This is a genomic window from Catenuloplanes japonicus (genome assembly GCF_000717135.1).
GTDB classification, from domain to species: Bacteria; Actinomycetota; Actinomycetes; order Mycobacteriales; family Micromonosporaceae; genus Catenuloplanes; species Catenuloplanes japonicus.
Window position 1 is genome coordinate 110,190 of record NZ_JNXY01000001.1, and the last position, 15,689, is coordinate 125,878.

Here is a 15,689-nt window from a genome sequence, read left to right on the forward strand (position 1 = left end):
ATCACCCTCCCGGGAGGATGATGGCATGCGCGCGCCACCGGGCGGGTGCGGGCGGGCCGGGATCGAACCGGCGTCCTCCACATTCGCAGTGTGGCGCGACGACCTCTGCGCTACCGCCCGCTCGCCAGGGGGTACGGGTGTGCCGGATTCGGACCGGCGTCCTCCGCCTTGAGAGGGCGGCGCGACGACCTCTGCGCTACCACCCGTACCACGCGCCACCCTAGCCAACCGCTCACTCCGAAGGGCGGCGGGCCTCGCCGGGACGGGGGTGCGGGAATTAGGATCTGAACCGGGGGTGAGGATGGACGGGCGGCATACCCTGCGGCCGGGTCGCATAGCGGCGCCGGTGCGGCGTCGTGCCGCGCGCACGTCCGGCCGGGGCCCGGCCGCGGATCTGCGGCAGGTGCACGCCACGCTGATCGCCGGTGCGGACCGGCGGGTCCACGCGCGCGGCTGCGGCCGGTGGCGCGGCCCCCGGATGGCGCATCTCGGCACCCGGCACGCGCTGACCTGGGAGCCGTGCGCGCACGACTGCCCGTGGCCGGAGGCCGAGGCGGAAGAGATGCCGATGGCCACGCGCGGCTCGCGGCTGTCGCGGTGGCTGACGCTGGCGCTGCTGATCCTGATCCCGATCGTGTCGTCGCTGTGGAGCCTGGCCCGCCCGACCGCGGCCGCGCCGGCGTGTCCGGCCGGTCAGGTGACGATGGCGGCGGCCGGCGGTGACGTGAGCGCGAGCCTGGAGGCGAGCGGGAGCGCCGGTTCCGTGCTGCTGCGCCTGTGCACGACCGGCGGCGTGGTCTCGTCCTGGACCGCGTCGGCCACCCCGAGGGCGGGCGGCGCGACGACGACCTTCGAGGTGGTACGGGTGCGGGACGGCGCCGCCCTGGGCACGGCCTCGCTGCCGGCGGGGCAGGAGTGGCTGCTCGCGGTCGAGTTGATCACGGAGAGTGGCGAGCGGCGTACGGCCAGCTCGTACATCACCAGTTGACGGGTGATTAACACGACCCGGCGGCCCGTTGCCGCGCCGGGAACGGCAGGATCGTCGCGTGGATCTGACGGTGATCGTGGGCCCGGTCAAGGGCGGCAAGAGTCTTGAGATGATCAGCCTGCTCTCGCCCCTGGAGCATGCCGGTGTGCCGCACCGGATATTCCAGTCGGAGCGGCACGGGCGGGACACCGAGATCGTGTCCCGGGCCGGCGGCAGCCTGCGCACCGAGCGGGTACGGGACCTCCGGTCCGCGCTGGACCGCCCGGTGCAGGTGATCGGCGTGGACGAGGTGCACATGTTCTCGGCCGCGGACGTGGCCGTGCTGGGCGAGGCGCTGGCCGAGGGCGTCCGCGTGGTGGTGGCCGGCATCGACCTGGACCATCGGGGCGAGCTGTTCGCGCCGATCCGCGCGCTGATGGAGCTCGCGCCGGAGAAGGTGATCCACCGGCGTGCCGTGTGTGACGTGTGCCGGAGCCTGGACGCGGCGTACACGCAGGTGCTGGAGCGCGGGGTGCCGTTCCTCCGCCGCCTGGCGCCGTCGACCGCGCTCCCGGACGACGGTACTTACACGTATGAGGCCCGCTGCCGCCGCTGCTTCGTGTTTCCTGACAGTGAAGAGCGGTAGCTAGATCACGAATGGGAAACGCGTGCGAACCTTTTCGTGGGTCTCGCCTCTCCTGTCTCACTGAGGAGGCGAACACGCGCCGCCCTCAGTGAGGAGAGTGCGGCGGCATGAGGCTGGTGATGCGGCGCGCCCGCGCGGCCAGGAGCCTGCTGATCGCGGCCGTCGCGGCGACACTGATCGCCACGGCGCTGCTGACGGGCCTGGCCGGCTACAGCCGGGAGGTCGTCGACGCGGGCGCGCGGAGCGCGGTGTCCGCGGCGGACGGTGATCAGCGTTCGGTGCTGGTCCGGGGCTCGGCCGGTGCTACCGCCGCCGACCTGGACACACGCGACGACGCGGTACGGAACCGGCTGTCCGGCGGCCTCGGCGGGCGGGAGACCCGGGTCTCCGGCGCCGGTTATGCGGCCGGCCGTGAGCTGACCGGCCCGTCCGGCACTGCCCAGCCGGACAAGGACGGCACGGTCTACGCCTCCGTCGTGTTCCTGGACGGCCTGGAGACGCGCGCCGACCTGGTCGACGGCGCCTGGCCGACCGGGACCGGCATCGAGGCGTCGCTGCCCGAGAACGCCGCGGCCGTGCTCGGCCTGAAGGCCGGCGACACCGTGCCGATCCTGGACCGGGTCACGAAGCAGACCACGACCGTGACCGTCACCGGCGTCTGGCGGCCGCGCAACGCCACGGACGCCTACTGGCGGCTCGCGCCGGACGCGGCCGCCACCTACGGCCCGTTCGTGGTCGGCCGGGACGTGTTCACCACGAACTTCCTGGCCAACGCGTCCGCGGCCTGGCTGGCCGAGCCGGACCTGGCCGGTGCCGCGCTCGACGACCTGCACCGGGTCGCGGCGGACGCGGCCGCAGTCTCCGAGGGGCTGCCGGAGGCGACCGGGCTGGGCCGGTCCGGGCTGGTCACGTCCGACATCGGCGCGCTCGCGGACCGGCTGGCCGCGGCCGACCTGGTGGGCCGGTCCGCGCTGGTCACGCCGATGCTGCTGGTCGTGGTGCTCAGCGGGTACGCGCTGCTGCTGGTCGCCGGCCTGCTGACCGAGCAGCGCCGGGACGAGACCGCGCTGTTGCGGGCCCGCGGCGCCGCCCGCAACCAGCTGGCCGGGCTGGCCGCGCGCGAGTCGCTGCTGGTGGTGCTGCCCGCGGCCGTGATCGCGCCGCCGCTGGCCACCTGGCTGGTCCGGGAGGCCGCGCGCCTGCCGATGCTGCGTGACGCCGCGATCGAGCTGCACCCGTCCGTGGACGCGGTCGCCTGGATCGTCGCGGTGCTGGCCGCGCTCGGCTGTGCGCTGGCCATGCTGGCGCCGGCGCTGCGCAGGGGCGGCACGTACGCGGGTGAACTGGCCGCGCGCGCCCGGCCGACACGGCGTACCGCGATCCAGCGGGCCGGAGTCGATCTGCTGCTGATCGTGCTGGCCGTGCTCGGCTGGGTGCAGCTGCGGCAGTACTCGTCGCCGCTGTCCGGGTCCGGCGCCGGGATCGGCATCGACCCGCTGCTGGCCGCCACGCCCACGCTCGGCGTGCTCGGCGGCGCCGTGCTCGCGCTGCGCGTGCTGCCGCCGGTGACCAGGCTGGCCGAGCGCGTGGTCGACCGCCGCCAGTGGATCGCGGCCACGTTCGGCGCCTGGCAGGCCGGGCGCCGCCCGCACGCCGGCCCGGTGCTGCTGCTGTCGCTCGCCGTGGCGGTGAGCACGGTCGCGTGGTGCCTGGCCAGCACGTCCACCCGGTCCGGCGTGGATCAGGCGGACCATGCCACCGGCGCGGACCTGCGCCTGGTCGAGCAGGACGGCTCCGCGCCGAACGCCCGCGGGCCGCAGATGGCGGCGCTGCCGGGCGCCGCGACCGTGCTGCCGGCCTGGCGGGACAGCCTGCGGATGGGCCCGGAGAACACGGCCGGCGACATGATCGCGCTGGACGCGGAGGCCGCGCCCGCGGTGCTGCGCATGCGGCCCGACCTGGCCGGCGGCGACCCGGAGAAGCTGCTCGCGGGCTTGTCCGAGGCCCGGCAGAGCGCGCCGGAGGTGCCGCTGCCGTCCGGTGGCCGGCACCTGACCGGCCGGTTCGCCGGTGACGGCGTGCGGGCGCCGATCCGGACCACGGTCGTGCTCGCGAACGGCCACGGTGCCACCCAGAGGCTCGCGCTCGGCGAGATCTGGCCGGGCCGCGACACCGCGTTCGACGTGGAGCTGCCGGCGGGCGTGGACCGGCTGATCGGCTTCGTGGTCGACTCGGTCGGCGGCGACCGGAACGTGCTGGCCTGGTCGCTGACCGGGCTGGCCGTGGACGGCACGCCGCTGGACCTGGCCGCGTCCGTGCCGCAGTGGCAGGGCGTGGACCGGGGCGGCCGCACGAACGACGTGGTGCTCCAGGGGAACGCGCTGAGCACGAACTACGCCAACGACGGCCCGATCTACGGCCTCGCGTCGTTCCAGTTCACCGTGGTGCCGAAGACCGCGCCGCTGGTCGTGCCGGTGGTGGCCACGCCGCAGGCGCTCGGCGCGCTGAAGCTGGACGTCGGCGACACCACCCAGATGGTGCTCGGCGGCGCCACCGTCGACGTGGTCATCACCGGCCGGGCGGACGCGCTGCCCGGCGCCACGCTGCCCGCGGCGCTGCTGGTGGACCTGCCCACGCTGAACGCGGCCGTGTTCACCACCTGGGGCCTGACCAGGAGCCCGCAGGAGTGGTGGGTGGCGGCGCGGCCGGGCGGCAGGGCCGAGGCGGCGGACGCGGCCCGGAAGCTGGGCGGCCTGACCGTGCTGGACCGGGTCGCGATCGGCGCCGGGGCGGAGTCCGACCCGTACGGCATCGGCGCCCGTGCCGCGCTGTTCGCGGCCGCGATCGGCGCGGTGCTGCTGGCCGCGGTCGGCATCGCGGTCGACGTGCGCGCCACCGGCCGCCGCCGGCTCACCGAGATGGCCGTGCTGCACACGCTGGGCGTCGGCGCCCGCCAGCTGGCCCGCTCGCTGCTGATCGAGCAGGCGTTCCTGGCCGGGCTGGGCGTGCTGGCCGGGCTCGGCGTCGGCATCGCGGTGGCCGCGACCATGGCGCCGCTGGTGGTGCTGACCCCGTCCGCGGAGAGACCGGTGCCGGAACCGTTGCTGCAGGTCGACTGGCTGTCCGTGGGCGTGACCGGTGCGCTGCTGCTCGGGCTGGCGCTCGCGCTGTCCGCGCTGTCCGGCGTGGGCCTGCGCAACCACCTGGCCGTGGCCCAGCTCCGGATCGGAGAAGACCGATGAGACTGCTCCGACGGGTACGGGCGAGCGCCGGCTATCTCGCGCTGCTGGCCGCGCTGGGCCTGGTGGCCGCGCTGCTGGTCAGCGGCGTGCCGAGGCTCGCCAACGGCTACACCGACGACGGCCTGCGCAGCGATGTGGCCGCCATGCACAGCACGTCGCGCGATCTGACGTTTGAGCAGGAGCCGCTGCTCGAGGGCCTTCCCCCGGTGGCGGCCGAGGGCGGTAACCTCGCCGCCTACCAGGAGAAACTCCCCGCACCGCTGCCCGCGTCGATCAGCCGCGGCTGGTTTTCCGCGCAGGTCGGCCAGGGCACCGGCGAGACGAGCCGCCGCGTGCGCGCGACCGGCCCGTTCACCGCCGACTGCCTGCCGCCGCTGTCCCTGCGCTACCAGCCGGGACTGGCGGAGGCGCTGCGGATCGTCGACGGGGCGGCGCCGGCCACCACGCGCGGCGGCCCGGCCGAGGCGATGCTCTCCGAGGAGGCCGCGAACCGGCTCGGCGTGGGCGTCGGCACCGACTTCACCATGTCCAGCGACGGTGAGAACGACGCCCCGGTCCGGATCGTCGGCATCTACCGGGCGCTGGACCGGGACAGCCCGGACTGGGACGGCGTGCTGCTGGCCCCGGAGAACTGCCCGCCGCCCGCTGTCGGCCAGACCTGGCGGGCCACGCTGCTCACCGACGCGGAGGGGGCCGCGTTCGCGTCCGTGCGCCTCGACACGATCACCTACCGGTGGCGCTACCGGGTGGCCGAGGACCGGCTGCGCGCGGACGCCGGCCTGGACGCGCTGATCGCCGCGATCACCGAGGCGGACCGCACGCCCCCGGCCCGGGGCCTGCGGCTGACCACCGCGCTCGACCGGGAGCTGACCGGCTTCCAGGAGCGGCAGCGCGCGGTCGCGGCGCTGCTCGCGGTCGTGCTCTCCGGCCTGGTCGCCACGCTGCTCGGCCTGATCGTGCTGGCCGCGCGGCTGGCCGTGGACCGGCGCCGGGACGAGCTGTCGCTGCTGCGCGCCCGCGGCGGCACCGGCGTGGTCATCGGCCGCCGCACGCTGGCCGAGACGTTGCTGGTGGTGCCGCTCGCGGTGCTGGCCGGCAGGGGGCTCGGACTGCTGCTGCCCGGCCGCGCCGATCCGGGGGAGTGGCAGTCCGTGCTCGCCATCGGGCTGATCGCGGTCCTCTCCGTGCCGGTGCTGGCGATGACGCTCCGCGCCGGGTTCCTCGGCAGCCGGCACGACCTGACCCGGCAGCGGCTCTCCGCGCGGCAGCTCGCGCTGGAGGGCTTCCTGCTGCTGCTCGCCGTGCTCGGCGTGTTCGTGCTGCGCCGCCGCGGGCTCAGCCAGGACACCGGCGTCGACCCGTTCCTGGCCTCCGTGCCGGTGCTGCTGGCGCTCGCGGCCGCGCTGGTCGCGGTGCGCGCGGTCCCGTGGCCGCTGCGCCGCCTCGGCCGGTTCGCCGCGCGGGCCCGCGGCGTGGTGCCGTTCCTCGGGCTGGCCCGCGCCGGACGGGCCGCGCCGGTCAGCCTCGGTCCGCTCGCGGTGCTGGTCGTCGCGATCGCCACCGGCGTGTTCACCAGCGTCGTGACCAGCACGATCGGTAACGCGCGGGACCGGGCTGCGGACAGCGCGATCGCCGGCGACGCGCAGATGATCGGCTATACCTATGCGTGGTCCACCACCGAAGCGCTCAGCAGGAGGGACGGCGTGGACGCGGTCGCGCCGCTGCTGGTCGACTCCGGCATCCGGCTGCAGGACCGGCTCGGCACCGGCAGCCACGAGCTCACCCAGGCCCAGCAGATCGTGCTGGACGGCCCGGCCGTGGCCGAGGTGATCCGGCGTAGCGGCCACGGTGGCACGCTGCCGGACGTGCTCGCGACCGCGACCAGGGTGGACAGTGAGGAGACGCCGGTCCCGGTGGTGGTCTCGCCGGACGTGGCCGCGGAGGTCGGCGAGACCGGCGCCACCGAGGTGCAGGGCCGGCGATACGCGTTCCGGGTCGCCGCCGTCGCCGAGACGCTGCCCGGCCTGCCGGTCGGCACCCGCAAGTTCATCGCGGTCCCGGCCCAGGCACTGCCGCTGCCGCGCAACGGCGAGATCTCCCCGAACCGGTTCCTGATCGCCGGCGACGGTTTCGCCACCGCGGACCTGGCCGCGACCGGTGACCAGGGACAGCTCGACTGGTACGAGAACGTGTTCGGCCGCGAGGTCCCGGAGAGTCGCCTGATGGCCCGCTCCGCGGTCACCACCTGGACCGGCTACCGGGACGCGATGGAGGCCGGCGGCGTCAACGGCGTGCTCAGCTTCACGTTCGCGGCCGGGGCGACCGGCGCCACGCTGCTGGCGCTGCTCGCGGTCGGGTTCACCGTGATGGCGGACGCGGCCGGGCGCGGACGCACGCTGTCGAGGCTGCGGACCATGGGCCTGTCCACCGGGCAGGGCCGCGGGCTGCTGGTCTACGAGCTGCTGCCGCTGGTCGCGGTCGCGGTGCTGGCCGGAGGCGCGGTCGGCGTCGCGCTGCCGCGGATCCTCGGTCCCGCGCTCGGGCTCGGCGGGTTCACGGCCGGCGCTCCCGTTCGTACCCATGTGGATGTGATGTTGGTGTTGGGTGTTCCGTTGCTCATGGTCGTTGCGCTGGTCACGGCGCTGCTGGTGGAGAGCGGGCTGAATCGCCGGATGCGCCTCGGCGAGGTGCTCCGCCTCGGAGAGGAGAACTGATGGCGGCCCCAGACCTGGCCACGCTGCAGAAACGGGCGGCCGAGCGTGCCGCCGCGCGAGCGGGCGGCACCGACCGGCTCCGCGGGCACATCGTCTGCGACGGCCTGGTGCGGATCTTCAAGACCGAGGGCGTGGAGGTCTTCGCGCTGCAGGGCCTGGACCTGGTCGTCGACCGCGGCGAGCTGATCGCGATCGTCGGCGCGTCCGGCTCCGGCAAGTCGACCATGCTCAACGTGCTGTCCGGCCTGGACGTGCCGACCGCGGGCATCGCGCGCGTGGCCGGCTTCGACCTGCTCACCATGTCCGCGCGGAAGCGGCTGACCTACCGGCGGCACACGGTCGGGTTCATCTGGCAGCAGACCGCGCGGAACCTGCTGCCCTACCTGACCGCGAGGGAGAACGTGGAGCTGCCGCAGCAGCTCGCCCGTAAGGGTCGCGGGGCCGGGAAGCGCGCGCTGGAGCTGCTGGACATGCTCGGCGTCGGCGACCTGGCGAACCGGCGGCCCGGCGAGATGTCCGGCGGCCAGCAGCAGCGCGTCTCCGTCGCGGTCGCGGTCGCGAACAACCCGGAGGTGCTGTTCGCGGACGAGCCCACCGGCGAGCTGGACGAGTCCACGGCCGCGGAGGTGTTCGGCGCGCTGCGCACGATCAACGCGGAGCTGGGCGTCACGGTCGTCATCGTCACGCACGACCACTCCGTCTCCTCGCAGGTGCGGCGCACGGTCCAGATCCGCGACGGCCGCACGTCCGCCGAGGTCCGCCGGTCCGCGCGCCTGGGCCTGGACGGCGTCGAGGAGCTGATCTCCGAGGAGTACGCGGTGATCGACCGCAGCGGCCGCCTCCAGCTGCCCGCCACGTTCGTCGACGAGCTGGCGCTGCGCGACCGTGTGAAGCTCCAGCTCGAACCCGACCACGTCGCCGTCTTCCCGGGGCAGGAATCATGATCATCTCAGCAACGGACGTGAGCCGGAACTACGGCACGGTCGAGGCGGTCCGCGGCGTGTCGTTCACCGCGGACCGGGGCGAACTGGTCGCGGTCCGCGGCCGCTCCGGCGCCGGCAAGACCACGCTGCTCAACATGGTCGGCGGCCTCGACCGCCCGTCCGCCGGCACGATCGTGATCGACGGCCACGACGTCACCGCCGCCGGCGAGAAGGAGCTGCTGGAACTGCGCCGCACCACGATCGGCTTCGTCTTCCAGTCCTTCGGCCTGATCCCGATCCTGTCCGCGGCCGAGAACGTCAGCGTTCCCTTGCGTCTCAGCAAACAGCCCGCCGCGGTACGCGAGGAGCGCATCTCGCTGCTGCTGGAGCTGGTCGGGCTGGGCGGGCACGCGAACCAGCGCCCGTACGAGCTCTCCGGCGGCCAGCAGCAGCGCGTCGCCGTGGCCCGCGCGCTGGCCAACGACCCGCCGCTGCTCATCGCGGACGAGCCGACCGGCCAGCTCGACTCCGAGACCGGGCGGTCCATCATGGACCTGCTGCGCGCGCTGGTCGCCTCGCGCGGCATGTGCGTGCTGGTCGCCACGCACGACCCGACGCTGATCGACCTGGCCGACCGCGTCCTCACGCTGCGCGACGGCCGCCTGGCCGAGGACCCGGTCCCCGCGCTGTGACGCGGCGCGGGGGTGCACACCCGTGCACCCCCGGCGCCGGTCAGCGGACCTTCGCGCCGTACACGTGATCCACCGAGATGGTGAGCAGCACCCGGCGGTCCGCGACCATCGCGCGCTTGTAGTCGTCCCAGTCCGGGTGCTCGCCGGCCGCCCGGCGGTAGTAGTCGATCAGCGCGGCCACCTCGGGCCCCTCCGGATCCGTCCCCGGACCGGTCAGCGTGGCCGTGCCCTCGGCCGTCACCCAGGACCAGCCGTCCTTGCTGGTCGCCTCCAGCGTGGCCCGCGGATCGCGGCGCAGGTTGGCGGTCTTCGCGCGCCCCTCGGTGATCGACACCAGCAGCACGCCGCGGTCGCGGTCGTAGAAGTGGGTGACCGGGGAGAGTTGGGGACGGCCGTCCTTCTTGATCGTGGCGAGAATGCCGATCCGGGTGCTCGCCAGCAGCTCGTGCAGCTCTTCGGAGGTCATACTCGGCCCCAACCCGTCCCGTCCCCGTCACATTCCGGCGTGCTGCCGCGTCCATCCGGACATGAAACATGGATTCGCCTGGCTGCGCGCCGGCCTGATCGTGCTCGCGGCCTTCCAGACGTTCGTCGCCGCCTGGCAGTACTTCCTGACCCGCTCGTTCTACGACGACTTTCCCACGGTCAGCATGGAGCCGCCGTTCAACCAGCACCTGCTCGGTGACGTCGGCGGGCTGGGCCTCGCGCTCGCGGCGATGACCTGGTATGCGGCGTATTCCCTGCATCTGCAGGCCGTCTTCACGGCGCTGAGCGGGTTCGCGGTCTTCGCGATCACGCACTGGGCGTACCACATGATGCATTTTGAGGGGTTTGCGCCTAGTGACGCGATAGCGGTCGGCAGCGGGCTCGGCATCGAGGTGGTGCTGACGATCGTGCTGCTCCTGCACGCCTATCGGCTGAAGACAACCACAGGTCACAAGCCTTAGATCTTTCATCTACCCACTTTGTGGGTGGTTGCGATCCGCATGCTCCCGCGGGCTCCAGTTCCGCGCATCCCGGCTTTCCGAAAAACCCGCGGTGGCCGGGCGCCCATTGCATGGGCACCCGGCCACTCCGTGTGCGCGGTGCTTCTCGGGCTCGTTGCTTCCTGGGCTCGGTGTTTCCCGGGCTCAGTGCTTCGTGGGGGAGGGGAGGATGCTCTCCTCGTGGTCCAGCTCGCGTTCCAGGATCCGCAGGTCGTGGTCGGAGAGCAGGCCCTCGTCGCGGCGGGCCAGCAGCTCCTCCCGCTGCGCCGTGATCATCTCGCGGCGGGCCTGCTGCGCGGCCCGGTACTCCTCGTTGACCGGCAGCGCCTCGTCCTCGGCCGCGTTGAGCACGTCCAGCCGGTCCCGGTAGCGCTTGAGCCGCGCCTCGGCCAGCCGGCGCGCGCCCGGCACGGACGCGCGGACCGCATCGTCCTCGGACTCCTCCAGCTCGTCCAGCCGTCGGACCGCGGCCTCCATCGCGGCCGCGCGGGCCTCGTTGCGGCTGCGGGCCTGGCTCACGTCCGTGCCCGGGATCTTCAGCGCGCGCAGCAGCGGCGCGAACGTCAGACCCTGCCCGACCAGCGTCACCATCACCACGATGTACGCACAGAAGATCAGCAGAGGGCGGTTCTCCACCCCCTTCGGCAGCGTGAACACGGCGGCCAGCGTGATCACGCCACGCGTACCGGACCAGGTCAGCGCCGTCAGCTCGCGCAACGACAACGCGTCCCGCTTCGCATCGCCGCCGAGCCGTACGTGCATGCGGCTGGGCAGGTGCGCCATCACGTACAGCCAGATCGGCCGCAGCAGCAGCACGGCCGCGAGCGTGACCCCGGCCGCGCCCGCGATCGTGCTCAGCTCGTAGTCCTTCAGCGCGCGCAGCGTGGACGGCAGCATCTGCCCGATCAGCACGAACACGTACCCCTCGAGGAGGTACTCGACGAAGTGCCAGACCGGCCGTGACTGCAGCCGTGAACGGCTGGTCTGCATCGACGGTGACCGGTGACCCAGCCACAGGCCGCAGACCACCACCGCCAGCACGCCGGAGACGTGGATCTCCTCCGCGATCAGGAACACCGCGAACGGCGTACCCAGGGACATCGCGGTGTCGATCAACGGATCCGTGATCCGGCGGCGGACCTGGGCGAGCAGCCACGCCGACGCCAGGCCGATCGCGAGACCGCCGACCGCCATCAGCGCGAACTCGCCGACCGCGTGACCGAGCGAGAAGTGCCCGCCGAGCGACGCCAGCACCGCGACCTTCAGGATCGTCAGCGCGGTCGCGTCGTTGAGCAGTCCCTCGCCCTCGACCAGCGTGATCAGCCGCGGCGGCAGGCCCGCGCGCCGGCCGATCGACAGCGCCGCGACCGGGTCCGGCGGCGCCACCGCGGCGCCGACCGCGATGCCGACGCTCAGCGCCACGCCCGCGACCAGCAGGTCCAGGCTGTAGCCGACCAGCAGCGCGGTGGCCAGCACCAGGCCGACGGACAGGCCGAGCACGGTACGCAGATTGCGTTTCAGCGCGGTGAGACTCGACTCCAGCGCGGCCGCGTAGAGCAGCGGCGGAATGACCAGATAAAGCACGACCTCAGGGTCGAGCTGGAGATTCGGGCCCGGCAGATAGCTGTACCCGATCCCCGCCACGACCAGCAGGACCGAAGCCGGCAGGCCGCTGCGGTGAGCGACGGCGTTCGCCACCATCACCACCACGAGCCCGCCGAGCACCAGCGCCATTGTTTCGACCATCCGTACCGGCGTTCCCCTCTGCGCGATCCTCCCCGCCTAAAACCTTTTCATGCGCGCGCACGCTCCCGTCGCCCGTGTCCCCCCAATCGATCATCGTCGTTGCTATGCTGCCGCGATGCCGAGGCATCCAGGGGGCGGCGACGGCGGGGGCGGTGACGGCCCGGACAGCCCGGATGGTCCTGATTCGTCGCGGCGCTCTCCCGGAGGAGGCCCGGCCGGGCATCCCACGAGCGTTCCCGAAGGCCAGCGGATCGCGCAGTCGGAGGCGAACCAGGGCCGGGGCGGCCGATCGTCCGGCGGCGGTGGCACGGACCGGCCGCGCGCGACGGACGATCCGCTCTTCGCGGCCGCGAACCGCGACGTCGACCTCAGCCGGATCACCCCGCCCGGCCACGTCTGGCGCACCGACAACTACCCGCTGATCCGGGTCGACCGGCGCGGCCCCGACGAGATCTTCGAGCACGGCTTCCAGCCGAAGAACGCCGACCCGGAGACCGGCAACTACGACCTCGACCGGCACGTGTCGGACGCGGAGGACGGCCCGTTCGTCAGCACCAGCTACGCGCACGGCCCCGGCGCGGAGGCGCCCGCCCACTGGGAATACGAGATCAACGCGCCCGGCGGCATCGACCTGGAACGCAGCCCCGGCGTGCGGGAGAATGACGGCGAGGGCGAGGTCGCGTTCCCCGGCGGCGTCGACCGGCGCTTCATCCGCAGCGCACAGCTATACGATCCGTTCACGAACGAGCCGGTCGGTGAACGCCGGTACAACCCCCACTACGAGGAATGGCGGACCCCCGATGACCCACCCGGGTGAGCGGCAGTTCTACCGGGAGCAGGACGTCACGCTGACCGGCCCCGGCGGCGCGCGGGCGACCGGCCGGCTCGGCATGTGGATCGAGGGCGTCCGGTCCGCGCTCTCGCTCGACGGCCCGCCGGGCACGTTCGAGTCCCGCGCGGGCGACTTCTTCGACGCGCTGATCGGGCTCCGCCGTCAGCTGGCACCGCTCGGCTGGGCGATCGCGGTCCAGGGCGCACGGGCCGACGCCTACCCGTCCCCGATGCAGCGCGAGCGGTCCGCCCTTCAGCTCTACCGCCGCATCACGGGCCGGAAGACGAGCCGCGACGACATCGTCAAGATCTTCGACCCGCTCGACCCCGCGCTGATCGTCACCCCCGAGGACCAGCGCGCCCGCTTCGAATCCTGGCTGGAGTCCGTGCCGAAGGATTGATCCGCCATGCCCGAGATCGTCGAACTGCTGGCCTCATCCGTACACCGTTTCGAGGGCCGCCCCCAGGACGGCCCCGCACCCGCGCCCGACGGCGAGCTGCGCACCGAGATCGAGATCCGGGCCGGCCTCGGCATCGCCGGCGACCGCTTCTTCGGCCACCTGGCTCACCGGGACGCCGGCATCACCATGATCGCCCGCGAGTCGCTGCCACCCGGCATCGGCCTCACCCAGGTCCGCCGCAACGTGCTCCTCACCGGCGTCCCCGTCGACGACCTGATCGGCGCCGTCATCACCCTCGACTCCGGCCCCGGCCCCATCCGCATCCGCGTCAACAGCGCCGCCCACCCCTGCGCCTGGATGGACGTCACCATCGCCCCCGGCGCCTGGCGCTCCCTCCGCGGCCACGGCGGCATCCGCTGCACCCCCCCTCGACGACGGCATCCTCCGCGTGGGCCCGGTGCGGATAACCTTCTGACGGCATTTCCGCCAATTTCCGGCTCCGGTCGGCAATTGTCGTCGAATTAAATCGTTCGAACCTGCCGATTTGATCAACCAGAATTGCGAAGAACATTCATATGGCTTATGTGACATACACTTCCGGGGCATGACGCATGAATCGTCGAAGGATGGGTCGTCGTCCGCGCCGGCGGAGGGAAGATTTACGCGCCTGTCGGCCCGGACCGCGGTCGCCGCGCTTGTGCTGAGCAGCGTGACCGCGGGATGGGCGGTGGTGGACGAGATACGTGAGGCGCAATCCGAGAAGCGCGACAAGCGATCGGAGCGCCTCATCGTCATGTATGAGGATTTTCTCGACTCGGCACGAGAATACTATCTTTCGGCCGGAAGCTGGAAGTCCTGTGAATTTCAGTTCATGGATCCCGAATCCAAGAATTCGGGTGGCCGGTGCAGCACTCTTTTCAACAGTGTGGAGCGTGCCGAGAAGGGCGCCAAGGATCACCGCGATTCCGTGCGCGAGCAGGGCTCACCCGAGCTTGCGCTGCGCGCGTCCGATCTTTTCGACTCCGCTCACCGCTACTTCCGCGACGGTGATGACGCGAGAACCGTCCCCGCCTACGAAGAGTGCCTCAAGAATTACCGCCTGGCCATGAACGCGGAAATCGAAGCGATCAGTTGAACGGCGGAGTTGCCGGCCCGGCAGGTCGCACCGCGGAAACCGGGCGCCCGCACCCGGATGTGCCTCGACCGCGATCGCTCCGGTCACCGGGGGTCGCGCCTCGCTTTCCGGCCCCGGGTGAAGGCGGTTCGCGATCGCGGCGGGTGGCTCAATCCAGGCACAGGCAGAAGGGGTGGCCTGCCGGGTCCAGGAAGACCGGTAGGACGTGCCGGGCTCCCCGACCCGGCGCGGTCAGGTGGAGTAGAGGCCGTCCCAGGGCTCGCTGAAGCCCAGGCGGTCGGGGTGGAGCTCGACCCAGTCGATGTGGTCGCCGTCCTCGGCACGGTCACCGGACTCGTCGATCAGGCCGAAGGTCACGCCGTCGTGTTCGATGCGGAACAGGTGCACGGCGATGTCGCCGTACTCCTTCCCGGGCAGCGGGGCCAGCAGCTCGTCGAGCGTCGGATCGAGCAGGCTCCGATCCGGGACGCGGATGATCGTGGACTCGCGGTAGGCGCCGGCGTGGTCGAAGAGGTGGACGTAGGCGTGGTGGTCCCAGGCGTTCGCGTAGAAGAGTCCGTCCTGGTAGCGGCCGATGCGATCGGTCCGGTACCCGGCTTCGTACGCGATGGGGATCAACGACGGGAGTGCCACGCCACGACGCTATCGCAACCGTATGACACCGAGCAGCGCGCTTAGAGTGGGGCGATGTCGAAGGTACGGGTGCACAACTTCGCGATCTCGCTGGACGGGTTCGCCACGGGGGACGGGCAGAGCCTGGAGGCGCCGTTCGGGCACGCGGGCGGGCGGCTCATGGGGTGGTTCATGGGGACGCGCACGTTCCGGTCGATGAACGGGAAGGACGGCGGGAGCGAGGGCATCGACAACGCGTTCGCGGCCGGGTGGGGGCCCGGGATCGGCGCGGAGATCATGGGGCGGAACAAGTTCGGGCCGCAGCGCGGGCCGTGGGAGGACGAGGAGTGGAAGGGCTGGTGGGGTGACAATCCGCCGTTCCACACGCCGGTCTTCGTGCTGACCCACCATCCGCGTCCGACGCTGAAGATGGAGGGCGGCAACACCTTCAACTTCGTGGACGCGAGTCCGGCCGACGTGCTCGCGCAGGCGCGCGAGGCGGCCGGCGGTCTGGACGTGCGGATCGGTGGCGGGCCGGAGACGGTGCGCCAGTTCCTCGCGGCGGACCTGATCGACAGCCTGCACGTGGTGCTGGTGCCGATCGTGCTGGGCCGGGGCGTGCGGCTCTGGGACGGCCTGGAGAGCCTGGAGGACCGTTTCACGATCGAGTCGACCGCGTCCCCGAGCGGCGTCACGCACCTGACCTTCACCCGGCGGCAGAAAAACTAGGGCGACGAACGGCCTGCCGCTGCCGATCGCGGCAACCCGCACGGGTGTGCCGGACCACGGCGGCA

The 15,689-nt window shown here is 72.6% G+C and carries 15 protein-coding genes and 2 tRNA genes; 12 read left to right on the top strand and 5 right to left on the bottom strand.

The window, feature by feature from the left end; translation table 11 throughout:
* Window positions 1-46 precede the first annotated feature (46 nt).
* Window positions 47-121 (bottom strand) — tRNA-Arg (locus OP04_RS00540).
* 11 nt (window positions 122-132) lie between these two features.
* Window positions 133-207: transfer RNA gene (locus OP04_RS00545), tRNA-Glu, on the bottom strand.
* A gap of 139 nt (window positions 208-346) precedes the next feature.
* On the opposite strand from OP04_RS00545, the gene OP04_RS00550 reads away from it, so the two are divergent.
* The 6 genes from OP04_RS00550 to OP04_RS00575 all read left to right on the top strand — a co-directional run bounded on the left by OP04_RS00550 (window position 347) and on the right by OP04_RS00575 (window position 9,184).
* Window positions 347-988, top strand: coding sequence for a hypothetical protein (locus tag OP04_RS00550; protein ID WP_157239062.1), 642 nt, complete (start codon window positions 347-349; stop codon window positions 986-988).
* 58 nt (window positions 989-1,046) lie between these two features.
* Complete coding sequence (locus OP04_RS00555) at window positions 1,047-1,613, top strand: thymidine kinase (RefSeq protein WP_033337445.1); 567 nt, start codon at window positions 1,047-1,049, stop codon at window positions 1,611-1,613.
* 107 nt (window positions 1,614-1,720) lie between these two features.
* Window positions 1,721-4,855 (top strand): ABC transporter permease, encoded by a 3,135-nt coding sequence (locus tag OP04_RS00560; RefSeq protein WP_033337446.1) that lies wholly within the window; start codon window positions 1,721-1,723, stop codon window positions 4,853-4,855.
* The gene (locus tag OP04_RS00565) at window positions 4,852-7,569 is read left to right on the top strand and encodes an ABC transporter permease (RefSeq protein ID WP_033337447.1); all 2,718 of its coding nucleotides are present in this window, start codon (window positions 4,852-4,854) and stop codon (window positions 7,567-7,569) included. Before OP04_RS00560 ends, OP04_RS00565 begins: the two co-directional genes overlap by 4 nt.
* Entirely contained in the window at window positions 7,569-8,513 is a 945-nt protein-coding gene (locus OP04_RS00570) for an ABC transporter ATP-binding protein (protein WP_033337448.1), read from the top strand. Before OP04_RS00565 ends, OP04_RS00570 begins: the two co-directional genes overlap by 1 nt.
* Window positions 8,510-9,184, top strand: coding sequence for an ABC transporter ATP-binding protein (locus tag OP04_RS00575; protein ID WP_033337449.1), 675 nt, complete (start codon window positions 8,510-8,512; stop codon window positions 9,182-9,184). The genes OP04_RS00570 and OP04_RS00575 overlap by 4 nt, the downstream gene beginning before the upstream one ends.
* Before the next feature lie 40 nt (window positions 9,185-9,224).
* Here OP04_RS00575 and OP04_RS00580 read toward each other — a convergent pair whose 3' ends face one another.
* On the bottom strand, window positions 9,225-9,650 hold the full coding sequence (locus OP04_RS00580) for a PPOX class F420-dependent oxidoreductase (protein ID WP_033337450.1): 426 nt from the start codon (window positions 9,648-9,650) through the stop codon (window positions 9,225-9,227).
* Between the two features lie 61 nt (window positions 9,651-9,711).
* Between OP04_RS00580 and OP04_RS00585 the strand changes: the two genes are divergently transcribed.
* A complete protein-coding gene (locus OP04_RS00585) occupies window positions 9,712-10,131 on the top strand; it encodes a hypothetical protein (RefSeq protein ID WP_051796878.1) in 420 nt (139 codons plus the stop codon).
* Between the two features lie 183 nt (window positions 10,132-10,314).
* On the opposite strand, the gene OP04_RS00590 is transcribed toward OP04_RS00585, so the two are convergent.
* Entirely contained in the window at window positions 10,315-11,904 is a 1,590-nt protein-coding gene (locus OP04_RS00590) for a Na+/H+ antiporter (RefSeq protein WP_232323413.1), read from the bottom strand.
* 127 nt (window positions 11,905-12,031) lie between these two features.
* Between OP04_RS00590 and OP04_RS48290 the strand changes: the two genes are divergently transcribed.
* From OP04_RS48290 to OP04_RS00610, 4 genes are all read left to right on the top strand, one after another.
* Window positions 12,032-12,733 carry a scabin-related ADP-ribosyltransferase gene (locus OP04_RS48290; RefSeq protein ID WP_051796879.1) on the top strand — a complete coding sequence of 234 codons (702 nt, stop codon included), beginning with the start codon at window positions 12,032-12,034 and terminating at the stop codon, window positions 12,731-12,733.
* Entirely contained in the window at window positions 12,717-13,148 is a 432-nt protein-coding gene (locus OP04_RS00600) for a hypothetical protein (protein WP_051796880.1), read from the top strand. Before OP04_RS48290 ends, OP04_RS00600 begins: the two co-directional genes overlap by 17 nt.
* Window positions 13,149-13,154: 6 nt before the next feature.
* Complete coding sequence (locus tag OP04_RS48295; RefSeq protein ID WP_332309655.1) at window positions 13,155-13,673, top strand: molybdenum cofactor biosysynthesis protein; 519 nt, start codon at window positions 13,155-13,157, stop codon at window positions 13,671-13,673.
* Between the two features lie 79 nt (window positions 13,674-13,752).
* Window positions 13,753-14,283 carry a hypothetical protein gene (locus OP04_RS00610; RefSeq protein ID WP_033337452.1) on the top strand — a complete coding sequence of 177 codons (531 nt, stop codon included), beginning with the start codon at window positions 13,753-13,755 and terminating at the stop codon, window positions 14,281-14,283.
* Between the two features lie 231 nt (window positions 14,284-14,514).
* On the opposite strand, the gene OP04_RS00615 is transcribed toward OP04_RS00610, so the two are convergent.
* Complete coding sequence (locus tag OP04_RS00615; RefSeq protein ID WP_033337453.1) at window positions 14,515-14,916, bottom strand: beta-ketoacyl-[acyl-carrier-protein] synthase family protein; 402 nt, start codon at window positions 14,914-14,916, stop codon at window positions 14,515-14,517.
* A gap of 54 nt (window positions 14,917-14,970) precedes the next feature.
* Between OP04_RS00615 and OP04_RS00620 the strand changes: the two genes are divergently transcribed.
* Complete coding sequence (locus OP04_RS00620; RefSeq protein WP_033337454.1) at window positions 14,971-15,624, top strand: dihydrofolate reductase family protein; 654 nt, start codon at window positions 14,971-14,973, stop codon at window positions 15,622-15,624.
* The last annotated feature ends 65 nt before the right edge of the window (window positions 15,625-15,689 follow it).